The sequence below is a fragment of the Candidatus Methylomirabilota bacterium genome (genome assembly GCA_036001065.1).
In the GTDB taxonomy this organism is placed as follows: Bacteria; Methylomirabilota; Methylomirabilia; order Rokubacteriales; family CSP1-6; genus MNEF01.
On sequence record DASYUQ010000003.1, the window covers coordinates 25,950 to 47,735 of the forward strand.

Here is a 21,786-nt window from a genome sequence, read left to right on the forward strand (position 1 = left end):
TCAGTCGACCCCGTTCAGGACGTACTCGAAGATGTCGAAGTTCCTGAGATCGCCCGTGCCGCGCGCGTACTCGCGCGACAACGGGCGGCTGATGACGAACGGCACCGTCTGCTCGCTGACGCCGCCGTGAGAGCGGAGCGGCTCGGTGAGCAGCGAGAGGTCGTGCTCCCGGGGGGACTTGCCCAGCACCACGTGGCGATCGGCGATGACGACGATGTCGCCCACGCGATCGGGCGGCAGCTCGAAGCGTGCGCACGCGGCGGCGTTGTCATGGACCTCCGCGATGCCCGCGGTGGCCCGGAGGCGCTCCATCACCGCGGGGAGGCCGGGCGGGTCCTGGAGGTAGATCGTGGCGAAGGAGCCCAGCGCGCCGTGGTGCACCACGTACGGATCGGTGATGGGCAGGATCACGCGGGCGCGCCCCGGCCCGACCAGCGCCTCCAGCAGCGGGCCCAGGTAGACGACGTTCGGCGTGCCGTCGGCGCGCGTCTTGGCGTTCATGCCGTGGTCCGCCGTGATGCCGAGCACCGCGCCCGCGCGGTCGAAGGCGTCGAAGTACCGGTCGAGCATCGCGTAGAAGCGCGTGGCCACCGCATCGCCGGGCGGGTGTTTGTGCTGGATGTAATCGGTGAGCGAGAGGTACATGACGTCCGGCCGCTCGCGCTGGAGCAGCGCCAGTCCCGCCGCCAGCACATACTCGGAGAGCTCGGCGCTGTAGACGTCGGGAACGGGCAGGGGGACGAGATCGGTCACGCGCTCGATGCCGTGCTCGTCCTTCGTGACCTCCTCCGCTTTCTCGGACGAGAAGCAGATGCCGGCCATCCCGTGCCCGAGCAGCTTCCGCAGCTTGTCCTTGGCGGTGATGACGACGGCGCGGGCTCCCGCGCGCGTGAGCGCGGCCAGGAGCGTGTCGCAGCGCAGGAACCGGGGGTCGTTCATCATCACTTCCCGGCCGGCCGCCGCGTCGTAGAAGTAGTTGCCCGAGATGCCGTGCAGGGCGGGCGGCGCGCCGGTGACGATGGAGAGGTTGTTGGGGTTGGTGAAGCTCGGCATCACGCTCCGCGCCGGCCGGTAGACGCCGTGCCGGCGGAACCGCTCCAGGGCCGGCGCGACCCCGGCCGCGATGGCGCGGTCCAGGTACTCCGGCTCGCCGCCGTCGATGCAGACGACCACCACCGGCCGCGCGGGCCAGCGATAGGTGCGGCCGTTGAGCTCGAGGGACGGAGCGGGGCTCATGCTCCCAGGGATATTACGGCCCCTGACCGGCGAGGGTGGGGATTTTTCGCTAGGGGCGCGACCCCGCCGAGGAGGTCGCCCCCAGCGCCTGCCGGCGCTGCCGCCGCCGGCGCGCCAGCCGCCGAAGCGCGTCCACCGCCCGCACGCCCAGCAGCAGCGCCAGCACCGCGACGTAGACGTACTGATCGGTGCGCCCGACCTTGGCCAGCCAGAGAAAGTGCAGCGCGGCGCAGATGCCGGTCACGTACACGAGCCGGTGCAAGCGCTTCCAGTTGGCGGCCCCCAGGCGTCGCACCATCCCCGCGGTCGACGTCGCCGCCAGCGGCACCAGCAGCGTCAGCGCCAGCATGCCCATGGTGACGTACGGGCGCTTGACGATGTCGGCGGCCATCTGCCCCCAGTTGAAGAAGTGGTCGACCAGGATCCAGACGCTGAAGTGCAGCGCGGCATAGAAGAACGCGAAGAGCCCCAGCAGGCGACGCAGGAGCGCGGGCCAGCCCCAGCCGGCGACGAGGCGGAGCGGCGTCATCGCCAGCGAGGCCAGGAGGATCCGGAACGTCCAGTCGCCGAGGTGGTTGGTGATGAAGCTGATGGGGTTGGCGGTCAGGTCGTCGGTGACGACCCAGAAGATGAGCGCCGCCAGGGGCGCCAGGCAGGCCGCCCAGACGGCCGCCTTCAAGACGACGCGCCCGCGGCTGCTCACTCGTCCTAGTGCGCCTCCAACCAGGTCCGGCCATGTCCCAACGGGTGCCCGCAGGTGCCGGTCCCAGTAACGAGCCAGACGAGGCCCCGCAGGAGGAGCTGAGCAGCGGTCGCCGCTGCGAAGCGACGCTTCAGTGGCTCGGAGGGAGGCGCCGGCCGGAGGCGTACGCGGTTGTACGTCGAGGACCGGCGGGGGAGTGCGAGCCGCAGGACGGCGGCGGGCCGCTGGGCGAGCCGCCGGGCGGCCAGGGGCTGGGGCCCCTGCGCCCGAGGCGAGCGAACCCGGAGAATCCCGCCCGTCCGAGGCGAGCCTGCGACCAGTCGTGCGAAGCCGCAGCGTGCTCGGCACGCGAGGCGAGCCTGCGTGAGTCCGAGAACGAAGTATGGCGAAGTTAATTGGACCGGCACTAGTAGGACTTCTTCAGATCCATCCCCGCGTAGAGGTGGGCGACCTGGTCGGCGTAGCCGTTGAACATCAGCGTCGCCCGCCGGCGGAACTCGCCGATGCGCCGCTCGGTCGCCTGGCTCCAGCGGGGGTGACTGACGTCGGGGTTGACGTTCGAGTAGAAGCCGTACTCCTGGGATGCCGCCTTGTTCCACGCCGTCGGAGGCTGGTCGCTCACCAGGCGGATGCGCACGATCGACTTGGCACTCTTGAACCCGTACTTCCACGGCACCACCACGCGGATCGGCGCGCCGTTGGGGTTCGGCAGCACGCGGCCGTACATGCCCACGGTCACCAGCGTCAGCGGATGGAGGGCCTCGTCGAGCCGGAGCCCCTCCACGTACGGCCAGTCGAGCCCGGAGAAGTTGAAGAGACCCTTCCGCTGAGCCGGAAACTGCTCGGGATCGTGGAGCGTCGTGAACTCGACGTACTTGGCCTGGCCGGTGGGCTCCACTCGCTTGAGCAGCGAGGCCAGCGGGAAGCCGATCCAGGGGATGACCATCGACCACGCCTCCACGCAGCGGAGCGCGTACACGCGCTCCTCGAGGGGGAAGAGCCGAAGCAGCTCGTCGATGTCGAAGGTCTTGGGCTGGCGCACCAGGCCGTCCACCCGCACCGTCCAGGGTCGCGTCCGGAGGCGGTGGGCCTCGCGCGCGGGATCGTCTTTGTTCACCCCGAACTCGTAGAAGTTGTTGTAGGTGGTCGCCGCCTCCCACTTGGTCGGCGCCTCCTTGAGGCTGAGCGCGTCGTTCCGCGTCGCTGCCAGGGCGGGGCCGGGCGGGGGCGGCTGGACGGCCTCGGCCTCGCCACCGGGGGTGAGCGCGACGGCGGCGCAGCCGGCGATGAAGGCGCGCCGACCGAGGTAGAGCTTCGCGTCGGTGATCTCGGAGGCTTTGAAGCGCTCCGGGCGTCGGATCAGCATGGCACCTCCTCCACCGCGTCCACTATCTCACGAGGCCACGAACTTGTAACCCTGGCCGTGGACGGTCAGGATCCACTGGGGCCGATCGGGATCGGCCTCGAACTTCCGTCGGAGACGCAGGACGTGGGTATCGACGGTGCGCGTGGTGGGAAAGCGCTCGTACCCCCACACGTCGTCGAGCAACCGCTCGCGCGTCACTACCTCGCCCCGGTGGGCGAGCAGGTACGCGAGCAGATCGAACTCCTTGCGCGTCAGCGCGACCTCCCGGCCGGCCCTGAAGACCTGACGGCCCCGGAGGCGCACGCGCACGTCGCCGAAGGCGTACTCGTCCGCTTTGTGACGGGGTCCGGGCCGGCGCAGCACCGCGCGCACCCGGGCCAGGAGCTCCCGCAGCGAGAACGGCTTGGCGATGTAGTCGTCGGCGCCCAGCTCGAGGCCCCGCACGCGGTCGGCTTCCTCGCCGCGGGCGGTCAGCATGATGACCGGCACGTCGATGCCCTTCGCGCGCAGCGCCCGGCACACCTCCCAGCCGCTCATCTTCGGCATCATAAGATCGAGGATGACCAGGTCCGGCGCCTCCCGCGCCGCCACCGCCAGCGCGTCCTCGCCGTTGGTGGCGGTGAACGTCTGATACCCCTCGAACCCGAGGTTGTCTTCGAGGCCCCGCACCATCTCCGGCTCGTCGTCCACGATGAGAATCCGCGGCATCACGCGCTCCTCTTCGCGTCGAGCTGGGGCCGGCGGGGGACTGAGACACGGGTCTCGCCAGGGGCGGCCCTCCCCTGCACCTGGGGCCTGTCCAGTACGAACGCCAGCGGGTGATGGACCAGGCGTTCCCAGCGGGACCCCAGCCACCGGCGGTGCGCGATTCTCAACCCGCGCTGCTCGAAGAGCGTCTGCCACTCTTCCGGGCGGCGGAAGCACACGGCCGGAGGCATCCGGCCTTGGTGCCGCCAGCCGTTGATGCGCCCGTCCAGCAGATCGAGCCAGAAGCGCTCGATCGAGACGCACGGGCTCATCTGCGGCACGACGCGAGGGAGCCCTGCCATATGGTGTAGCGTAACGCTCTGGTCCCCTCGAATGTCACAATGGCGTCAAAACGCTGCGCGCGCCCACCATCTCGCATGCGGAGACCGGGACGCCCGCGGCGGGGCGCGCGGCGAGCCCTCGAGGCGGGGCGGTCACGCCGGCAACCACACGGTGAATCGACTGCCCTGGCCCGGACGGCTCTCCACGGTAACGCGGCCGCCGTGGGCCTCGGCGACGTGGCGGACGAGGGCCAGGCCCACGCCGCTGCCGCGCCGGCCCTGGGTCTCGCTCCGGCCGACGCGATAGAACTTGTCGAAGATCCGCGCGTGCTCCTCGCGCGGGATGCCCACGCCCGCGTCGGCGACGATGATGGCCAGCTGGCCGTCCACCAGGCGGGCGTCGATGGCCAGCGACTTCCGCTCGGCCGAGTACTTGATCGCGTTGTCGATCAGGTTGGCCAGCGCCTGCCCGACGGCGTCGGCATCGAGGGCGATCTCGGGTAGATCGGGCGCGACCCGGACGTCGACCTTGAAACCCTGCTGGGCCAGCGGATAGCTGAACGCCTCCAGCGTGTCCCGGACGAGCGGCTCCACCGCGGTGGGCACCCGGTCGTAGGTGCGCCGGCCGCCCTCGATGCGCGAGAAGTCGAGCACGTTGTCGATCAGGCGCGACAGGCGCTCGCTCTCCCGCGTGATCACCCGGTAGTACTCGTGCCGGGCGGCTTCGTCCGGCAGGCGCCCCATCTCCAGGGTCTCGCCGAACATGCGGATCACCGACAGTGGCGTCTTGAGGTCGTGGGAGACGTTGGCGACGAAGTCGGACTTGAGCCGTGCCATCTCCGTCTCCCGCCGGACGAGCCGGTACGTGGCCCCGATGCCGGCGACGATGACCAGGAGCAGCACGCCGAAGGCGGCCGTGAAGATCATGACCTGGCGGCGGACCGATTGGCGGGGCGACGCGCCGCGCGGCTGGTAGAGGGCCAGGCTCCAGTTGGGAAACCCCTCCCGGAACGGCACCGTGACGAGCAGGTCGGCCTGCTCGACGGGCCCCTGGCTGAAGACAGGCCGGCCTTCCACGTCGAGCACCGCGCAGATGATCGACGTCTCCAGCGGCTTGATAGTGGTCTCGAACACGTGGCGCTGGAGGTTCTGCAGGCGCGGCGTGAGGGCGGCCAGCCGCGGGGCGCCACCGCGGGGCGTGACGATGGCGGCGAGCACCGGGCGCTCACCGACCACGAGCTCGCGACGGCCGCCGCGGTCCCAGAGGCTCGGGGAGATCTCCACGAGCCCCGAGGCGACGGCGCGGGCCTCGGCGGTGCGGGCGCGGGGATAGACCAGGCGACCGCCGCGATCGAACAGGTACACGCCCTCGACCAGCGGCGTCCGGGCGCGGAACCGGTCGAGCGCGGCGGCGCTGTCGCCCGCCTCCCTCAGCGCCTCCCGCAGCCCGGCCAGGATCTCGTCCTCCAGCTGGCGGATCACCATCTGAATCTTGTCCACCGTCATGACCGCCATGTCCCGCGCCTGTTCCCGGAAGAGCAGCTCGGCGGAGGTCTGCCACTGGCGGAGCGAGACGTACCCGAGCACGGCGACGGTCACCGCCGGCACGATGATCGCGGCCAGCGCGAAGGCGGCCAGGCGCGGCGGCGCGCCCACGCGCGCGTCAGCCGCGCTCGGCGAGGAGGCGGCGGATCATCGCCTCCGTCTCGTCGTAGGCGCCTTCCCCGATGTGCCGGTACCGCACGATGCCCTGGCGATCGACGAGGAGCGTGGTCGGCCAGGCCCACACACCGAAGCGCTTCCAGATCGCGAGATCGTTGTCCTGCACGACGGGATAGAGGATCGCGAGCTTCTTCGTCGCGGCGGCGACGCGGTCATGCGCTCGCTCCCAGAAGAACTCGGGCGAGTGGACGCCGACGATGGTCAGCCCCGCCTTGCCGTACGTGTCGTGCCAGGCCCGCAACTGCGGGATCACGTTCTGGCAGTTGATTCAGCCGTAGGTCCAGAACTCGACGAGCACGACGCGCCCCCGGAGGGTGGCGGTCGTGAGCGGCGCGCTGTTGATCCAGGGGCTACCCGCGATCTCCGGCGCCGGCGCGCCCAGTTTGAGGGCTTGCGCGTCCGCGCCTGGCGCACCGCACCCCACGAGGCCGATCACCACCGCGGCGACGGCCGCGATCCGCCGGATCGTGGAGCTCCTCATGGCCCTCAACGTGCCTTCCCGCGCACCGGAGTTTGTCACGGGCGTGTCAAATAGTCGAGGTGGTTGGGGCGATGCCGTTGACTTGCTCCAGCCTCCTGGCGTATGGCTGAAACCCCAGCGCCAGCCATCCGGCTGCGCTGATTTGACAGGTCTGTGACAACTGCGTCCCGGCCCTCGACGCACACTCACCGGCACCCGCGAGGGGAACGGCGGCCATGACAGCGCGACGACCAGACGACCCGCGAATCAGCGTGGTCATTCCCGCCTTGAACGAGGAGGCGGCCATCGGCGGCGTCGTCCGCGAGGTGCCCCGCGACCTCGTGCACGAGGTCATCGTGGTGGACAACGGTAGCACCGACCGCACCGCGGAGCTCGCGGCGGCGGCAGGAGCGCGCGTTATCCGCGAGGTGACGAGAGGATACGGCGCCGCGTGCCTGGCCGGCGCGCTGGCCGCCCGGGACGCCGACATCCTCGTTTTCCTCGACGGCGACCGGAACGAGGACCCGAAGGAACTGTCGCGGGTGCTCGGCCCCCTGCTCGCCGGCGAGGCCGACCTGGTGATGGGCTCGCGCGTCCGGGGCGGTGCCGGGCCGGGCGCGCTCACGCCCCAGCAACGCTTCGGCAACCGCCTGGTCACCGCGCTGCTGCGGCTGCTCTATGGCCTGAGGCTCACCGACATCGGCCCCTTCCGCGCCATCCCCGCGCGCGTGCTCCGCGATCTCCGGATGGAGCACAAGACCTACGGCTGGCCGGTGGAGATGGTGGTGAAAGCGGCGCGGCGCGGCTACCGGATCGCCGAAGTCCCCGTGACCTGCCGCGCGCGTCTGGGGCGCTCGAAGGTCGCGGGAACGCTCAGGGGCAGCCTGCTGGCCGGCTATCATCTGCTCTTCACCACCGTGCGATACGCCTGGAGGCGCTGACAGCTATGGCGTTCTCGGTCGGCATCGGGCTCACCAACGAGTGCAATCTCAAGTGCCCGCACTGCTACCGTCCGGACATGGTCGTGGGGCGGCTCACGCTGCGGGACGTGCAGCGGGTCTGCGAGAGTATTCCGACGCGCTCGATGAATCTGGGCGTGGGCGAGAACGGCCTGCACTCCGAGTACGAGGCCATCCTCGACTACCTTTGGGACCGGGCCATCAAGACCAGCATCACCTCCAACGGCCTCAGCATCCAGGCGCTCGGCGACGACGCGGTGAAGCGCTTCCACAGCGTGGAGTTCTCGCTCGACTTTCCCACCGAGCCCGAACACGACAGCTTCCGGGGAAGCGGCAACTGGCGGACGGTCACGGGCGCGCTCGACCGGTGCGTGGGCCTCGGGGTGCCGGTCACGGTTACCTCGGTGATGATGAGCATCAACTACGACCGGTTGGCCGACCTGGCGAGGCTCGCCGCGACGTTTGGCGCGAACCTGCGCGTGAACGTCTATCAGCCGTCCAAGACCGACCGCTTCACGCTGACGTACGAGCAGTTCTGGACGGGCCTGAGGGTGCTCGCCAATACCACGCGCCTCGTCGCCACCACCGAGCCGGTCCTCGCCGCCGTGCTGGAGCTGCCGGAGTTCGCCGGACCGGGCTGCGGCCGCTCGACGGTACGAGTCGCGCCCGACGGTCGGGTGCTACCCTGCACTTACTGGCCGACCAGTCGCCTCACCCTCGCCGACCTCGGGCGCCTCGGTGAGGCGATCATCGACGCACCGGAGTTCGTCGACGCCCGCCGGCGGCCGGCGGCCTGCGAGGGCTGCGCGTGCCGCGGCGGCTGCGCAGGACGGCGCGCCCTGGTCGGGCGCCTCGACGGGCCCGACCCCTACTGCCCGTTCGCGCGGGGCGAGCGGATCACGCTGGACTGGGAGCAGGCCAAGAGCCAGGATCTCCCCAAGATGGCCAGTGCCTGCACCACGGTCGTCTCGGCGCGCTGACCCGAATCGGCATGAGCACTGCCACCCGCCCCGCCGTCGTCGCCACGCTGCCACGCTCGCTCTATCTCGAGACGACCAACCGGTGCGATTCGGAATGCCAGACCTGCATCCGCACCTTCTTGACACTCGAGCCACCCGCTGACCTGACGCTGGAGAAGGTCAAGGCCATCGTCGAGCAGTTCCCCGCCCTCGACCGCGTCGTGCTCCACGGGATCGGCGAGCCGCTGCTCAACCGGGAGATCTTCGACATCGTCGCGTACCTGAAGACCCGCGTGCCGATGGTGCTCTTCAACTCGGACGCCGTGAGCCTCACGCTGAAACGGGCCCGCCGGCTGATCGAGAGCGGTCTCGACGAGTACCGGGTGTCAATGGATGCGGCGACGCGAGAGACTTACATGAAGCTCCGCGGCGTTGACCAGTTCGCTCGCGTGGTGGCCAATGTGCGCTGGCTGATCGCACTTCAGCGCGAGATGGAGCGCCCAACACCGCGCGTCTCCCTCTGGCTCACCGCCTCGCGCGTCAACCTGGACGAGCTCCCTGCGTTCGTGGGGCTGGCCGGCGACCTCGGCGTCGGCGAGGTCTACGTGCAGCGGCTCGTCTTCAACGGTCTCGGGCTCGCCACTGAAGAGAACGCTCTCCACGGGAGGCTGCGCGAGCGAGAGAAACACGTGCTCGACGAGGCGGCGAGGCTCGCCCAGAGCTTGGGCGTCGCGCTCCGCGCCTCGGGGCTGACGACGCCACTGGAAAGCCTGAAGGGCGACGCCACGGGCGCGCGATACTGGGCCGGCTGCCAGCGGCCGTGGACCCTCAGTTACGTCACGGCCAACGGCAACGTGCTGCCCTGCTGCATCTCCCCGTGGGTCGCCCGCGACTACGGCGGCCTCATCCTCGGCAACGCCTTCCGCCAGCCCTTCGCGGAGATCTGGAACGGCGAGCGCTATCGGCAGTTCCGAATGGACTTCGAAAGCGCCGCGCCTCCCGACCCGTGCCGTGGTTGCGGGCTGCGCTGGAGCCTCTGACGCCATGGCGCCCAACGCTTTCGGTGTCGCGACGCTCGTGCCCGGCTGGCCGCTCGCGCTTTTCCGGATCGCCTACGGCCTGCTCTATCTCGACATGGCCCTCCAGAAGGCCCCCTGGATCGACTACGGCTGGCTCAAGGGCTTCATCGAGCAGGAGATCGCCCATCCCGCCTTCGGCTGGTACGCGGCGTTTCTCAAGAACGTCGTGGTGCCGAACTTCCCTCTCTTCGGCCTGCAGACGTTCGTCGTCGAGCTGACGCTCGGCCTGGCGCTGCTCTTCGGGATTCTGACGCGCCTGGCGGGCATCGCCGGTTTCCTCTGGCAGGTGAACATCGCGCTCGGCGCCTTCAACGTCCCCGGCGAGTGGTACTGGATCTGGCCGCTCCTGACGCTGCCCCTGTTCTGCTTCGCCTTCACCGGCGCCGGGCGCATCCTCGGCGTCGACCGCGTCCTCGAGCCGGCGCTGCGCCGCCGAGCGGCGGCCGGGCGCACGTGGGCGCGGGTGATGCAGTACGCCGTGTGACGCTCGGAGTAGCCGCGACGTGAGCAGGCAAACGGAAGCGCGCATCCTCGTCGGCGGCCTCGGAGCCGCGAGCCTGCTCGGCTACGGGCTAGGCCTGCCGCTGCTCGTCTCGGGCAGCCCGCGCACTCACGTCGCCTACATGGGCCTCTTCGGTGGCCTGTTCCTCCTCTACGTGCTCGTCATCTTAGTGGTCCTGCGCCGGCGCCCGGACGATCACCTCCTCCTCGGCCTGGTGCTAGTTTTCGCTCTCCTCTTCCGCGTGAGCCTCCTCGCGAGCCCGGTGGTGCTCTCCTCCGATCTCTATCGCTATCTCTGGGACGGCCGGGTGCAGTGGGCGGGGATCAGCCCATACCGCTACCCGCCAACTGCCGCCGAGCTCGCGCCGCTCCGTGACGAGACGATCTATCCCAACATCAACCGGCCGGCGAAGCCGACCGTCTACCCGCCGGGCGCCCAGGTCGCCTTTGCGCTGGTGGCGCTCGTCGCACCCGACAGCCTCCTGGCATGGCGAGCGTTCCTGCTTGCGAGTGAGGCCGTGACGGTGGGGCTCTTGCTCGCGCTGCTTCGCCGGGCGGGGGTGACCCGGGCGGCGGCGATCGTCTACGCCTGGTCGCCGCTCGTGGTCTTCGAAGGCGTTCAGGCGGGCCATGTCGACCTCGCCGTGATCCCGCTGGTGCTGGCGGCGCTCGCCTGGCGCCAGAGCGGGGCCTCCGTGCGTGCGGGCGTCGCCCTCGGGGCCGCCGTGCTGATGAAGCTCTATCCCCTCGTCCTTCTTCCCGCCTGGTGGCGGCCGCGCGACAGGCGATTTCCCGCGGCTGTCGCCGCCACGGTCGCGCTCGGGTACCTCCCCCACGCTGCCACCGCGGGGCTCGGCGCCTTCGGATTCCTCCCCGAGTACCTGGGCAGCGCCGAGGACCACAACATTGGCCTCCGCGCACTCCTGACCTACCCGCTCGGCCTCACCGGCGAGCTGGCGCGGGCCGCCGCGATGGCCCTCCTCTTCGCGCTGATGGCGGGGGTCGTCGCCTGGATCGGCCGGGCCCACGGCGGCGACGCCGCGGGGATGACGCGCGCGGGCGCCCTCGCTGTCGCCACCTACCTCCTCCTGGTGCCGACCAGCATGCATCCTTGGTACGCGCTCTGGATCGTGCCGTTCCTCTGCTTCCGGCCCTGGCCGGCGTGGCTCTACTTCAGCGGCGCCGTGACGCTCTCGTACATGAGCTACGTCGTAGAGCCGGCGCCAATCCCCTGGTGGGCGTGGCTCGCCGAGTACGGCCCACTCTACGCGCTCCTCCTCTACGCCGGCTGGCGTGCGCTCGCGCACCGGGTCCCGGCAGCGCTCGCGCCGAGGACGACGTGAGCGTCGTCGTCGGAGTCCTCTACTTCGTCTCGGTCGTCGCGCTCTTTCTCTACGGCCTGAACGCCTATCCCCTGCTCGCGATCCACTGGTGGAACCGCCGGCACATCAGGGAGGCGGTCACTCCTGAGCCGCCGGCCGAGTGGCCGTCCGTAACCGTGCAGCTTCCCCTCTACAACGAGCGCTACGTCGCGAGCCGCCTGCTCGAGGCTGTCGGCGCGCTCGACTACCCGAGCGACCGCCTCGAGATCCAGGTGCTTGACGACTCCACCGACGACACCGGCGCGATCATGGCAAAGACCGCGAGCCAGCTCCGCGCGCGCGGGCTGACGCTCGTCCACCTCCACCGTCGCGAGCGCACCGGGTTCAAGGCCGGTGCCCTCGCGGCTGGGCTCCAGGAGGCGCGCGGAGAGTTCGTGGCGATCTTCGACGCCGACTCGGTACCGGAGCCCGACTTTCTCCGAAAAACCATCCCGCACTTCACCGACGCGCGGGTGGCGGTGGTTCAGACGCGCTGGGGTCACCTGAACCGCGAGTTCTCCGTGTTGACGGTGGCCCAGGCCCTTGGCATCGATGGCCACTTCGCGGTCGAGCAGTCAGCCCGCTTCTGGGGCAACCTGCTCCTGAACTTCAACGGGACGGCCGGCGTTTGGCGCAAGGCCGCCATCGAGGACGCCGGGGGCTGGACGCACGATACGCTGACCGAGGACCTCGACCTGAGCTATCGCGCGCAGCTTCGCGGGTGGCGCATCGTCTACCGCCCCGACCTCGTCTGCCCGGCGGAGCTGCCGGTCCTGATCACAGGGTTCAAGTCGCAGCAGTGCCGCTGGGCCAAAGGGTCAATCCAGACCGCCCTCAAGCTCCTGCCGGCGGTCGCCCGCGCGCCACTTTCGCCCTGGACCAAGTACCAGGCCTTCATCCACCTGACCTATTACATGATCCACCCCGCCATGCTGACCGTGGTCCTCCTATCGGTCCCCCTGCTCGGCGCGAAGGAGGTCGCACCGGAGGGAAGCATCCTGCTCGGCGTGAGCCTGATTTTCACGCTGGGCGTCCTCGGGCCCGGATTCCTGCTCGTCTACGCCCAGCAGGTCCTCGATCCAGGCTGGCTGCGCCGCCTGTGGCGGCTGCCCGCCATCATGATCATGGGCGTCGGGGTGTCGTGGAGCACGAGCCTGGCCGTGCTCGACGCACTGTGGAGGAGGGATCTCGAGTTCGTGCGCACTCCGAAGTTCGGCATCGGTCCAGCCGGAGGGCACTGGCGCGGCAAGGCCTACGCGGACCGGCGCCTCTCGGGGGGCTTCATCGAGGTCGCGCTCGGGCTCTACTGTGCCTGGAGCACCTGGCTCTTCTGCGCCTACCAGAGCTATGCCGCCGTCCCTTTCCTCGCTCTCTACACGACGGGCTTCCTCACCGTGGGCACGTTGACCCTCATCCACGCCGCGCCTCGCGGCGGTAACCAACGCGAGAGGGTGTGAGCGCTCGAGCGTGATGATCCGCTCTATCGCGCTGGTGCTGATCGCGGTGGTCTCGGCCGGGCAGGCCCCGGCGGGGGCGCCCGCGGGCAGCTTCGGGGCGCTCGTCGCGGAGGGCGAGCAATGGTGGAAGAACTCGCCCGATCCTGGGGCTCCCGTCGCGTGCGCCACGTGTCACCACGATCCCGACGAGACGCGTGGGTGGGCCGCGAGCTTTCCCAAGTACAGGCCGCTGCCGCCTCCCGAGGGCCGCGTGATGACGCTGCTTCAGGCGAACACCGAGGCGGTGCAGCGTCATTATGGGCTCCCCGACCCGGAGCGGGCGGCCCTCGCGATCACCGCGTATCTGACGTCGCGCGGCACCGGTGTGCCGGTCTCACCGGGGATCGTCGCCGGCCAGCCGGTCTTCGAGGGCCGGCTTCGCGCGCTCGCCGAGAGCGTCGGGCGTGGCGAGCGGCTCTACGGGCGCCGGTGCCGCAGCTGCCACGACCCCGGCACCGTCGCTCCCGCCACGCTCCTGTTCCCGCGCGCGGTGAACGGCCGGGTCGAGTCGCTCGAGCGCTTCCTCGGACGGCACCGGCCGGACCTCCCGCCTCTCGGGCAGGACGGCCAGCCCACCGCCGACGTCATCGCCTTTTTGATGTCGAAGCTCGCCGGCCGGCCGGGCGGCTCACCGTAGCGAAGGAGGCAGCATGGTCCACGCTCTCCTCACCGTCTCTCTCGCACTCTGGCTCATGGCGCTCGCGCTCCCGCCTGGCGCGGACGCGGTGACAGCGATTACGGGCGTTGTGCGGGCCCAGAACGGTCAGCCGCTCCCCGGCCTCGCGCTGCTCGAGAAAGGGGAGATCCACAATAACCGCTGGGACCGCGGGGCGCCGGTCGATGCCAGCGGCCGCTTCCGGATCGAGCTTGCCGAAGGCGGCCAGTACGGGCTGCACGTCTACTCGAGCGGGTACATCTACAAGCCGAATGCGGTGAAGGTCGAGACCGGCAAGACGTTGGAGGTCGAGGTCGTGCTCGTGCCCGAGCCCACACGGGCCAACGACCCCGTCATCAAGAGGGTCGAGTTCGTCCCGAGCGAGACGCGGAAGGGCAAGGCCACGATCATCAAGATGGAGGTCGCCGACCCGAACGGCGACCTCGGTCCCCAGGTGCTGGCGTTCAACGCGGCGACGGGACGCACGTTCGCCATGGCCCCTCCCCGCTGGGTGTGGAGCCTCAAGTCGAACTACCCGGACGGCGTGTACCAGCTCGAAGTCGACACGTCGAAGGCACCCACCGATCCCCGCGACTGGCACTTCGTCGTCGCCGATCACCAGTGCAACACGACGGACATCCTCAGTTACCCGCACGAGCCGAAACCGCCGCGGGTGATCCACCAGTGATGCCGGTCGCCGTCGCCATCATGGCCAAGGCGCCCCGCCTGGGCGAGGTGAAGACGCGGCTCTGCCCGCCGTTGAGCCCCGCCGAGGCCGCCGCGCTCTACCGCTGCTTCCTCCTCGACAAGATCGAGCAGGTGCGGGCCCTCAAGGAGGCGCATCCCGCCGTGGCGTACACGCCGCCCGAGGGCCGGGCCATCTTCGAGGAGCTGGCCCCGGGCTTCACGCTCGTGCTCCAGCGCGGCGCCGACCTGGGCACGCGGCTGGCCAACACGCTGGCGCAGCTCCTCGACAACGGCCACCCAGCCGCCGTCGCGGTCGACAGCGACACGCCGACGCTCCCGAGCGCGTTCCTGCAGCAGGCGGTCGACCTGATCATGCGGCCAGGCCCCGACGTGGTGCTGGGGCCGAGCGATGACGGCGGCTACTACTTGATCGGGGTGCGCGCCGTCCGTCGGGAGCTCTTCGACGGTATCCCGTGGAGCACGCCGAGCGTGCTGGCGGAGACCCTGCACCGCGCAGCAGCGGCCGGGCTCACGACGGCGTGCTTGCCGGCCTGGTTCGACGTAGACACGCCCGACGATCTCAAGCGTCTCCGGGCATCGCTGGCCGAGCTCCGCGAAGCGACGCCCGCGCACACCGCCGGGTTTCTGGCGAAGCGTGCCGGCCCGGGCGGGGCGCCGACGGGCTAGTGCTCCGTCTGGGAAGTCATGTTAACGATCACCGCGCTCACGCCGCTGCCAGCGGGGCCGACGGGCACGTGCGGCAGGGATCGCGGGACCACGCGGCACGCGACCGCTGCCCCATTGCGGCTGGGCTCCACCTGGGCACGCGGGGTCCGTGGCCAGCGGGCGGGGACGGGTCCCGCGGACCCCTGCCGCACGTGCCCGTCGGCCTCGGCACCGCGTGCTGGCGGCCTCTTTACATGACTTCCCAGACGGAACACTAGACGATCTCGTCCTGAGGCGTGCTCTCGCCGAAACGGCTCATGGCGTACTTCGGAAGCCCGCGGTAGACGTCGTCGAGGCGCCGGTTGATCTCGCGGTTGGCCAGCGCGAAGAGGCTCCGGCCTTCGCGGTCGCCCTCGACGAGGAACGGGCCGAGTCGCTCGACCTCCAGCACCCACAGCGCCTGGGCGATCCCCAGCTCCTCGAGCCAGTGGACTTCCCTGACCCCCGTGATGCACTTGCCGTAGGCGGCCCCCAACCCGTAGCCGACGGTGGTGAGATAGACCGCGCCATGGGGAACGAACCACTCGCGGTAGGCCAGCTCCGTGAGCCCCGCCTTGCCCACGATGACCTTGGCCCCGGAGCATTCGAACCAGCGCGCCATCGACCGGCCGAAGCGGAAGGAGGCCGTCGCCGTGACCGCCTCCACGACGTAGGCACCGTCGGGGCGCACCGTCGCCGCCGGCGAGCAGTGGAAGTTGACGTTGGTCAGGCGCGTGACGCTCGCCGGCAGCCCCTGCCCCTGCTCCACGACCTTCCGATAGACGCCCTCGCGTGCGGTGTAGACGAAGCCGTCGAGGTAAACCACGTCGCCGAGCTTGAGCCGGGCGAGGTCGGCGTCGCCCACCGGCGTGGTCAGACGCACCTGGTCCATCGCCACGTCGTCCAGCCGCTCGATCGCCGGGGCCGTCACTCGATGCCCTGGCGACGGTAGTAGTCGGTGAACCACTGAGGGTCGGTGCGGAACTCGACCAGACCGTCGGGACGAATGCGCGCGGTGGCACGCCGCGACGACAGACAGAAGCTGTGCATGGCGATCGGCATCCCGCCGGTGTGCGAGTACGCCACCTCGATGTGGGTGGCCACGACCAGCGAGCTGCCGGCGAAGCCCATGGCCCCGATGCCGATGTAGTTGCCCAGCCGCGTCAGCTCCTCCTCGAGCTTGGCGATCGCGGGATCGGGGTTGCGGCTGCCGACCACCCGCAGGCAGGCCGCCTCCTTGCCGAGCCGGACGCAGGTGTCCTTGGAGCCGCCGATGCCGACGCCGACGATCGCCGGCTGGCAGGCGAGCCCCCGGCGACCGAACTCCACCAGCGTGTCGATGAAGAAGCGCTTGATGCCGCCGATCCCGTCGCTGGGGAAGAGCATGCGGTAGTCGGAGCCGAAGAGGCCGCCCTTGTGGACGGTGGTGAGGTCGATGAACTCCCCGCCGGGCTCGAACGCGTACGTGACCTCGGGCGCGTGCATCCCCACGTTGTTGTTGTGATCCACCCGGGTCAGCGGATGCACGCGGTTCGGGCGGAGCGGGATGGTGGCGGTGGCCTCGGCCGTCGCTTTGCGGAGCGCGCGCTCGAGGGCCACGAACCCACCCTCGATCGCCGCCTCGTTACCGACGCGGACGTAGTAGCGCGGCAGGCCCGTGTCGGCGCACATCGGCCGCCGCTCGGCGGTGGCCAGCTCCCAGTTCGCCAGCATCTCGGTGAGCACGAAGCGCGCGAGCTTGTTCTGCTCGGCGTCGCGCGCCCGGCGGACGCCCTCGCGGTAGTCCGGCGGGATGTCGATGGCCGCCCGGGCCGTGAGCTCGCGGGCAGTGTCCTCGATCAGCTTGACCGGGATGGGTCGCGCCATGGATGCCACCCTAGCCCCCCGGACATCTCGCCGTCAACCCACCCACCCGGTGTGAGGTGGGGGCGGGGTAGGGCTCCTCGCTTCGAAAAGCAACTCGCTCGGAACCCTACCCCGCCCCCACCTCACGCAGCGAGCGGTGGGCGGCGGGAGGCCCAGGGGCGCGCCGCTTCCAGCTGGGCGGCCAGCCGGAAGAGCGTGGCTTCATCGCCGAAGCGTCCCACCCAGTGCGTGCCGATCGGCAGGCCGTCCGCATTCCAGAAGAGCGGGACGGACATCGCCGGCTGTCCCGTCGCGTTGCAGATGGGCGTGAAGGGCACGAACATCCCGGCTCGCGCGAGCGCGGAGATCGGGTTGTCGGGCTCGGCGTCGAAGCTGCCCAGCGCCGGCGGCGGCTCGGCCACGGTCGGCGTGAGCCACACGTCGTGCGCCGCGAAGAAGCGGGCCACGTCGCGGGCGACGCGCTGGAGCGTGGCGATGGCGCCCAGGTACGTCGCCGCGGTCTGGACACGTCCCAGCCCGTAGAGCGCCCACGTGAACGGCTCGACATCGTCGGCGCTGGGCGCACGGCCCACCGCCCCGGCTAGCGAATCGACCATCCACGCGCAACCGGCCGACCAGAGGGTGATGAACGACTGGGTCAAGAGATCGCCGTCCACGGACGGCGCCGCTTCCATCACCTCGTGGCCGAGCGAGGCGGCCAGCCGGGCGGCGTCGTGGACGGCGGCGGCGCAGTCCGGGTGCACCGGCGCCCTGGTCGCCGCCGTCGTCGTGAACGCGATGCGGAGCCGGCCGGGATCGGCACCCACCTCCCGGGCGAAGGGGCGCGCCGGCGGCGGTGCCCAGTAGGGATCGCCGACATCGGGGCCGGCGGTGGCATCGAGCAGCGCGGCGCTGTCGCGCACCGAGCGCGTCAGCGCGTGCTCCACGACCAGCCCGCTCATGACGTCGCCGATGCTCGGCCCCAGGGGATTGCGGCCCCGCGTGGGCTTGAGCCCGAAGAGCCCGCAGCAGGAGGCGGGGATCCTGATGGAGCCGCCGCCATCGTTGCCATGGGCGAAGGGGACCAGGCCGGCAGCCACCGCCGCCGCCGCGCCACCGCTGGAGCCGCCCGGCGTGCGACCGAGATCCCAGGGATTGCGGCAGGGGCCGAAGAGCTGCGGCTCGGTCGTCGGCAGCAGACCGAGCTCCGGCGTGTTGGTCTTGCCGACGATGATCAGCCCGGCCCGCTTGAACCGGAGGACCAGCTCGCTGTCGTAGGGCGGCACGAAGTCGCGCAGCAACCGCGAGCCCCACGTCATCCGCGCGCCGGCGCAGGCCGCCACCAGATCCTTGAGCAGGAAGGGCACGCCGGCGAACGGCCCGCTCGCTTCCCCCTGCGCCGCCCGGCGGGCGGCGTCGTACATGGGCGTCACGACCGCGTTGAGCGTCGGATTGAGGCGCTCGATCCGCTCGATCGCCGCGTCCACCAGCTCGATCGGCTTCACCTGCCCGGCCCGCACCGACTCCGCCAGCGCCGTCGCGTCGAGGAATGTCAGCTCGTCCAGCATCGCCATCGCCTCATCTCCCCTTGGGCGCCTCCCGTCGGCACCCGTGGCAGTCCGTACGCGCAGATCGTGGCGCCGAGGCCGCCGAGGCCCAGCGTGACGAACCCCCAGCCCCATGCGGTCGGCGTCAGGCCCGGCGGGTTCGTGGCGTCGAGGACGGCGCCGAACGCCAGCGGCGCGATCGCTCCCGCCCCGAACCCCAGCAGCGACCGAAGGGCCAGGGCCGAGCCAAGGTACGGCGCGCGCACCGCCTCCGTCAACGCCGTCGAGAGCACCGGGGAGTCGCCCAGGGCCGTGAAGCCGTAGAGCGCCCCGACGGCGATGATGAGCCCGGCCGGCCAGCCGATCAGCCAGCCGAAGACGAACGAGCACGCGGCGCTGGTCGCCGCGACTACGAGCAGCACGATGCGGCGGCCCAGGCGATCGGACAGGCGGCCCATCGACGACGACGCGATGAGCCCCATCACGTGGAAGCTCGCCGAGACGTAGGCGCCGAGGGCGACCGCCTGGACGCCGGCCACCCCGGCCACGGCCAGGGCGGCGGCGACGAAGGCCGGCGTCCACGCCCACATCCCCAGCAGCTCCCAGGAGTGGAAGGTATAGCCGAGCATCAGTCGCATGGCCGGTCCGTTGCCGAGCACTTCCGTCCCGAAGCGGACGCCCCGGGCGCGCTCGTGCACGACGTTCGACGTCGTGCGGAGCGCCAGCCAGGCCAGCAGCACGGCCACCAGCGGACCGCACGCGGTGAGCAGGAAGGCCAGCGGGTAGCCCCCCGTCCGCAACGCCGCCCCCGACACCAGCAGCGACAGCGCGTAGCCGAGCGAGGAGCTGGCCAGCAGCCAGCCGACGGCCGCCCCCCGCCGGTTCGGCGGATAGCGATCGGCGAAGAGCATGATCGCGGTGGTGTAGGTGCCGCCCTGGGAGATCGCGACCAGTGTGTAGAGCGCGAGGCCCGTCAGGTACGAGCGGGCGAGGAGCGCGAAGGCCAGCGCCGCGCCGGCGGAGAGCCAGCCCGACCAGAGGAAGACGCGCCGGGCCCCCACCCGGTCGGCCAGCGAGGAGAAGCACATGAGCGAGACGGCATAGCCGAGCTGGAACCCGGTGGAGATGGAGCCGGCCTCGGTCGCCGACATCCCCCACGCGCCCCGGAGCACCGGCAGCGTCGCCGCGTACGTCTGGAACACCAGCATGTTGAAGGTGCGCGACGCGCACAGCGTGAGGAGCCACGCGTCCAGGCGGCTCACGAATGCCGGAAGGCCAGCCCGATGAACTCCGGGAAGCGATCCTCCAGCTCGGCCACGACCGCGTCGGCGACCTGCGGCGCCGGTCCCGGCCGCTGCTGCGCCTCGCTGCGGCTCCATTGCTCGATGTAGGCATCGGCCTCGTGCAGCCCGAGCTGCATCGCCGCCGAGTCGATCAGCATCTGGAAGCGCTCGGAGAGCTCGCGGGTGACGGTCTCCCTCTCGTCGCGGACCTCGACGCTCGCGGGAATCCCCCGCCAGGCGATGATCTGGTACGTGGCCATGGGCGCGGCGGGTGCTCAGCCGCCCATGTACTGCCCGAGGAGCGTGATGCGGTCGCCCCGCCCCACGCGCGAGTCGAGCCCGTGGCTGACCCCCAGCACGGCGTCGTTCACCAGCACCTCGATGTGCTCGCCGATCTCGTTGCCGTGCCAGAGCGCCGCCTGCAGCTCGGGGAAGCGCCCCGAGAGGCCGGCCAGCACCGAGCGCACGGTGGCGCCGCCGGTGAGGGGCTCCTCGAAGATCTGCCGGCCCGTCCCCTCGCCCCCGGTGAACTTGGTCACCCAGCTGACGACCTCGACGGGAATGGTCGCCGTGGCCGTGTCGACGCGGCTCACGTCGTCGACGGCGCGCAGCAGGCGCTCGGCTTCAGGAGGTCGAGGCCGCACCCCGACGGGGTGACGGCGGGCGACTCGTCCTCCAGATCGTGATTGAGCACGTAAACCTCCCAGTCCACGCCGTCGGGGTCCTGCACCCAGAACTTGTCCTGGTTGGCGTGGCAGCAGTCGACGCCGAACTCCTCGCGCACGGGCAGCCCCGCCGCCTGCACCCGCTGGAGCTGGCGGACGACCTCCTCGCGCGTGTCGACCTGGAGGCCGATGTGGTCCACCGAGCCCCGCCCGGGGCCGGGCTGACCGTCGGCGAGGACGAGGTTGAGCGGGCCGAACTCGGGCAGGAACTTCACGTAGCCGGGCTTCACCTTCACCGGGGTCACGCCCAGGAACCGCTCGTAGAACCGCCGGCTCTTCTCGAGATCGGACACCGTCATGTGGATGTGCACGCGCGGCACGGTGGTCATGGCTGTCCCCTCTCCTTCGGCTTGCGCGCTCGGACGAACGCGCTCATGAATGTACCATCCAGGGCGGGCGCCAGCGCGTCCACATCGAAGCCGGCGCCGGCCAGAATCTCCCGGGCGTCCTCCACGCGGTAGACGCGGGTGGGCTCGACCTCGATCTCCACGAATCCAGCCTTCGCCAGCTTGGCCCGGTACGCCGCCTCGTCGAGGGCACCGGCCACGCACCCGATCCAGAGCTCCACGCTGCGACGGATCTCGGGCGCCACCGGCCCCCGCACCACGATGTCGGACACGGCGAAGCGCCCGCCCCGCCGGAGCACGCGGAAGGCTTCGGCCAGCACGCGATCCTTGTCGGGTGAGAGGTTGATCACACAGTTGGAGATCACGACGTCGACGCTGGCGTCGGGCAGCGGGATCTGCTCCATCTCGCCCTTGAGGAACGCCGCGTTGGTCACGCCGGCGCGGGCGGCGTTGGCCCAGGCCAGCGCCAGCATCTCGTCCGTCATGTCGAGCCCGTAGGCCTGGCCGGCCGGGCCCACCCGGCGGGCCGAGAGCAGGACGTCGATGCCGCCGCCGGAACCGAGGTCGAGCACCACCTCGCCCGGGTGGAGCGCGGCCAGCGCGGTGGGGTTGCCGCAGCCCAGCGAGGCGGCCACCGCCTCGGCCGGCAGGCCCGCCGTTTCGCCGGCCGCGTAGAGGTCCCGGGTGACGGGATCGCAGCCCCCGTCGCCGCCGCCGCACGACACGGCGCCGCCGGTCACCCGCAGCGCGGCCTGACGGTACTTCTCCTTCACGACCGCCTTGATCTCGTCGCGCACGGTTCTTTCCTCCCCGTCAGCAGCACGCGGTGAGCAGCCGGACCAGGTCCGACACCGTCTCCGGCCGCACCGAGTAGTAGATGAAGCGCTCCTCCTTGCGGCTGTGGAGCAGGCCGGCCCGGCGCAGGAGGTCGAGGTGATGGGAGAGCGTGGGCCCGGGGATCTCCAGCTCGGCCTGGATCTCACCGGCCGGTACCTCCCGCCCCGCCCGGACCAGGAAGAAGAAGATCTGCAGGCGCGTGAGGTGGGCCAGGGCCTTGAAGGCCTCCACATGCTCCTCGCGGGCCTGCAGTCGGGCCAGCGGCAGCGTTTTCATACTTCGAAG

General features: G+C 70.8%; 26 protein-coding genes. 9 read left to right on the forward strand and 17 right to left on the reverse strand.

Going from position 1 to position 21,786, the window contains the following annotated elements:
* The 8 genes from phnA to VGV13_00500 all read right to left on the reverse strand — a co-directional run bounded on the left by phnA (position 1) and on the right by VGV13_00500 (position 6,536).
* Positions 1-1,236: a phosphonoacetate hydrolase gene (phnA, locus tag VGV13_00465; GenBank protein HEV8639554.1), complete on the reverse strand. Its 1,236-nt coding sequence runs from the start codon at positions 1,234-1,236 to the stop codon at positions 1-3.
* Positions 1,237-1,285: 49 nt separating this feature from the next.
* Complete coding sequence (locus VGV13_00470; protein ID HEV8639555.1) at positions 1,286-1,963, reverse strand: protein-methionine-sulfoxide reductase heme-binding subunit MsrQ; 678 nt, start codon at positions 1,961-1,963, stop codon at positions 1,286-1,288.
* Positions 1,964-2,345: 382 nt separating this feature from the next.
* Positions 2,346-3,305, reverse strand: coding sequence for a protein-methionine-sulfoxide reductase catalytic subunit MsrP (msrP, locus tag VGV13_00475; protein ID HEV8639556.1), 960 nt, complete (start codon positions 3,303-3,305; stop codon positions 2,346-2,348).
* Positions 3,306-3,332: 27 nt separating this feature from the next.
* A complete protein-coding gene (locus VGV13_00480; protein HEV8639557.1) occupies positions 3,333-4,013 on the reverse strand; it encodes a response regulator transcription factor in 681 nt (226 codons plus the stop codon).
* On the reverse strand, positions 4,013-4,354 hold the full coding sequence (locus tag VGV13_00485) for a hypothetical protein (GenBank protein ID HEV8639558.1): 342 nt from the start codon (positions 4,352-4,354) through the stop codon (positions 4,013-4,015). Before VGV13_00485 ends, VGV13_00480 begins: the two co-directional genes overlap by 1 nt.
* Before the next feature lie 132 nt (positions 4,355-4,486).
* Positions 4,487-5,989, reverse strand: a complete 1,503-nt coding sequence (locus VGV13_00490) for a HAMP domain-containing sensor histidine kinase (GenBank protein ID HEV8639559.1) — start codon at positions 5,987-5,989, stop codon at positions 4,487-4,489.
* Positions 5,990-5,996: 7 nt separating this feature from the next.
* A complete protein-coding gene (locus VGV13_00495) occupies positions 5,997-6,308 on the reverse strand; it encodes a redoxin domain-containing protein (protein HEV8639560.1) in 312 nt (103 codons plus the stop codon).
* Between the two features lie 15 nt (positions 6,309-6,323).
* Positions 6,324-6,536 carry a hypothetical protein gene (locus VGV13_00500; protein ID HEV8639561.1) on the reverse strand — a complete coding sequence of 71 codons (213 nt, stop codon included), beginning with the start codon at positions 6,534-6,536 and terminating at the stop codon, positions 6,324-6,326.
* 215 nt (positions 6,537-6,751) lie between these two features.
* On the opposite strand from VGV13_00500, the gene VGV13_00505 reads away from it, so the two are divergent.
* From VGV13_00505 to VGV13_00545, 9 genes are read left to right on the forward strand one after another with little or no spacing between them, the layout of a single operon-like run.
* Positions 6,752-7,456 (forward strand): glycosyltransferase family 2 protein, encoded by a 705-nt coding sequence (locus VGV13_00505; GenBank protein HEV8639562.1) that lies wholly within the window; start codon positions 6,752-6,754, stop codon positions 7,454-7,456.
* A 5-nt stretch (positions 7,457-7,461) separates the two neighbouring features.
* A complete protein-coding gene (locus tag VGV13_00510) occupies positions 7,462-8,454 on the forward strand; it encodes a radical SAM protein (GenBank protein HEV8639563.1) in 993 nt (330 codons plus the stop codon).
* A gap of 11 nt (positions 8,455-8,465) precedes the next feature.
* Positions 8,466-9,473, forward strand: a complete 1,008-nt coding sequence (locus VGV13_00515) for a radical SAM protein (GenBank protein ID HEV8639564.1) — start codon at positions 8,466-8,468, stop codon at positions 9,471-9,473.
* Between the two features lie 4 nt (positions 9,474-9,477).
* Entirely contained in the window at positions 9,478-9,996 is a 519-nt protein-coding gene (locus VGV13_00520; protein ID HEV8639565.1) for a TQO small subunit DoxD, read from the forward strand.
* 19 nt (positions 9,997-10,015) lie between these two features.
* The gene (locus VGV13_00525) at positions 10,016-11,356 is read left to right on the forward strand and encodes a glycosyltransferase family 87 protein (protein HEV8639566.1); all 1,341 of its coding nucleotides are present in this window, start codon (positions 10,016-10,018) and stop codon (positions 11,354-11,356) included.
* A complete protein-coding gene (locus tag VGV13_00530) occupies positions 11,353-12,831 on the forward strand; it encodes a glycosyltransferase (GenBank protein ID HEV8639567.1) in 1,479 nt (492 codons plus the stop codon). The genes VGV13_00525 and VGV13_00530 overlap by 4 nt, the downstream gene beginning before the upstream one ends.
* Positions 12,832-12,844: 13 nt before the next feature.
* Entirely contained in the window at positions 12,845-13,507 is a 663-nt protein-coding gene (locus tag VGV13_00535; GenBank protein HEV8639568.1) for a hypothetical protein, read from the forward strand.
* Between the two features lie 13 nt (positions 13,508-13,520).
* The gene (locus VGV13_00540) at positions 13,521-14,213 is read left to right on the forward strand and encodes a carboxypeptidase-like regulatory domain-containing protein (protein HEV8639569.1); all 693 of its coding nucleotides are present in this window, start codon (positions 13,521-13,523) and stop codon (positions 14,211-14,213) included.
* A complete protein-coding gene (locus VGV13_00545) occupies positions 14,213-14,899 on the forward strand; it encodes a TIGR04282 family arsenosugar biosynthesis glycosyltransferase (GenBank protein HEV8639570.1) in 687 nt (228 codons plus the stop codon). Before VGV13_00540 ends, VGV13_00545 begins: the two co-directional genes overlap by 1 nt.
* Before the next feature lie 253 nt (positions 14,900-15,152).
* Here VGV13_00545 and VGV13_00550 read toward each other — a convergent pair whose 3' ends face one another.
* The 9 genes from VGV13_00550 to VGV13_00590 all read right to left on the reverse strand — a co-directional run.
* Entirely contained in the window at positions 15,153-15,848 is a 696-nt protein-coding gene (locus tag VGV13_00550) for a fumarate hydratase C-terminal domain-containing protein (GenBank protein HEV8639571.1), read from the reverse strand.
* Positions 15,845-16,783 carry a fumarate hydratase gene (locus VGV13_00555; protein HEV8639572.1) on the reverse strand — a complete coding sequence of 313 codons (939 nt, stop codon included), beginning with the start codon at positions 16,781-16,783 and terminating at the stop codon, positions 15,845-15,847. Before VGV13_00555 ends, VGV13_00550 begins: the two co-directional genes overlap by 4 nt.
* Before the next feature lie 122 nt (positions 16,784-16,905).
* Positions 16,906-18,336 (reverse strand): amidase, encoded by a 1,431-nt coding sequence (locus VGV13_00560; GenBank protein ID HEV8639573.1) that lies wholly within the window; start codon positions 18,334-18,336, stop codon positions 16,906-16,908.
* Complete coding sequence (locus VGV13_00565) at positions 18,315-19,571, reverse strand: MFS transporter (GenBank protein ID HEV8639574.1); 1,257 nt, start codon at positions 19,569-19,571, stop codon at positions 18,315-18,317. Before VGV13_00565 ends, VGV13_00560 begins: the two co-directional genes overlap by 22 nt.
* Positions 19,568-19,852, reverse strand: a complete 285-nt coding sequence (locus VGV13_00570; protein HEV8639575.1) for a virulence factor — start codon at positions 19,850-19,852, stop codon at positions 19,568-19,570. The genes VGV13_00565 and VGV13_00570 overlap by 4 nt, the downstream gene beginning before the upstream one ends.
* 15 nt (positions 19,853-19,867) lie before the next feature.
* The gene (locus tag VGV13_00575) at positions 19,868-20,185 is read right to left on the reverse strand and encodes a MoaD/ThiS family protein (GenBank protein HEV8639576.1); all 318 of its coding nucleotides are present in this window, start codon (positions 20,183-20,185) and stop codon (positions 19,868-19,870) included.
* A complete protein-coding gene (locus VGV13_00580) occupies positions 20,182-20,646 on the reverse strand; it encodes an ArsI/CadI family heavy metal resistance metalloenzyme (GenBank protein ID HEV8639577.1) in 465 nt (154 codons plus the stop codon). The genes VGV13_00575 and VGV13_00580 overlap by 4 nt, the downstream gene beginning before the upstream one ends.
* Positions 20,643-21,461: an arsenite methyltransferase gene (gene arsM, locus VGV13_00585; protein HEV8639578.1), complete on the reverse strand. Its 819-nt coding sequence runs from the start codon at positions 21,459-21,461 to the stop codon at positions 20,643-20,645. The genes VGV13_00580 and arsM overlap by 4 nt, the downstream gene beginning before the upstream one ends.
* A 16-nt stretch (positions 21,462-21,477) precedes the next feature.
* The coding region (locus VGV13_00590) for a metalloregulator ArsR/SmtB family transcription factor (protein ID HEV8639579.1) at positions 21,478-21,786 on the reverse strand (309 nt) is incomplete at its 5' end.

Bases quoted from the DNA above. Each gene is read 5' to 3' on its own strand.
- phnA (HEV8639554.1), bottom strand. From the start codon at position 1,236: ATGAGCCCCGCTCCGTCCCTCGAGCTCAACGGCCGCACCTATCGCTGG.
- msrP (HEV8639556.1), bottom strand. From the start codon at position 3,305: ATGCTGATCCGACGCCCGGAGCGCTTCAAAGCCTCCGAGATCACCGAC.
- VGV13_00480 (HEV8639557.1), bottom strand. From the start codon at position 4,013: ATGCCGCGGATTCTCATCGTGGACGACGAGCCGGAGATGGTGCGGGGC.
- VGV13_00485 (HEV8639558.1), bottom strand. From the start codon at position 4,354: ATGGCAGGGCTCCCTCGCGTCGTGCCGCAGATGAGCCCGTGCGTCTCG.
- VGV13_00500 (HEV8639561.1), bottom strand. From the start codon at position 6,536: ATGAGGAGCTCCACGATCCGGCGGATCGCGGCCGTCGCCGCGGTGGTG.
- VGV13_00505 (HEV8639562.1), top strand. From the start codon at position 6,752: ATGACAGCGCGACGACCAGACGACCCGCGAATCAGCGTGGTCATTCCC.
- VGV13_00510 (HEV8639563.1), top strand. From the start codon at position 7,462: ATGGCGTTCTCGGTCGGCATCGGGCTCACCAACGAGTGCAATCTCAAG.
- VGV13_00515 (HEV8639564.1), top strand. From the start codon at position 8,466: ATGAGCACTGCCACCCGCCCCGCCGTCGTCGCCACGCTGCCACGCTCG.
- VGV13_00520 (HEV8639565.1), top strand. From the start codon at position 9,478: ATGGCGCCCAACGCTTTCGGTGTCGCGACGCTCGTGCCCGGCTGGCCG.
- VGV13_00535 (HEV8639568.1), top strand. From the start codon at position 12,845: ATGATCCGCTCTATCGCGCTGGTGCTGATCGCGGTGGTCTCGGCCGGG.
- VGV13_00540 (HEV8639569.1), top strand. From the start codon at position 13,521: ATGGTCCACGCTCTCCTCACCGTCTCTCTCGCACTCTGGCTCATGGCG.
- VGV13_00545 (HEV8639570.1), top strand. From the start codon at position 14,213: ATGCCGGTCGCCGTCGCCATCATGGCCAAGGCGCCCCGCCTGGGCGAG.
- VGV13_00555 (HEV8639572.1), bottom strand. From the start codon at position 16,783: ATGGCGCGACCCATCCCGGTCAAGCTGATCGAGGACACTGCCCGCGAG.
- VGV13_00560 (HEV8639573.1), bottom strand. From the start codon at position 18,336: ATGGCGATGCTGGACGAGCTGACATTCCTCGACGCGACGGCGCTGGCG.
- VGV13_00570 (HEV8639575.1), bottom strand. From the start codon at position 19,852: ATGGCCACGTACCAGATCATCGCCTGGCGGGGGATTCCCGCGAGCGTC.
- VGV13_00580 (HEV8639577.1), bottom strand. From the start codon at position 20,646: ATGACCACCGTGCCGCGCGTGCACATCCACATGACGGTGTCCGATCTC.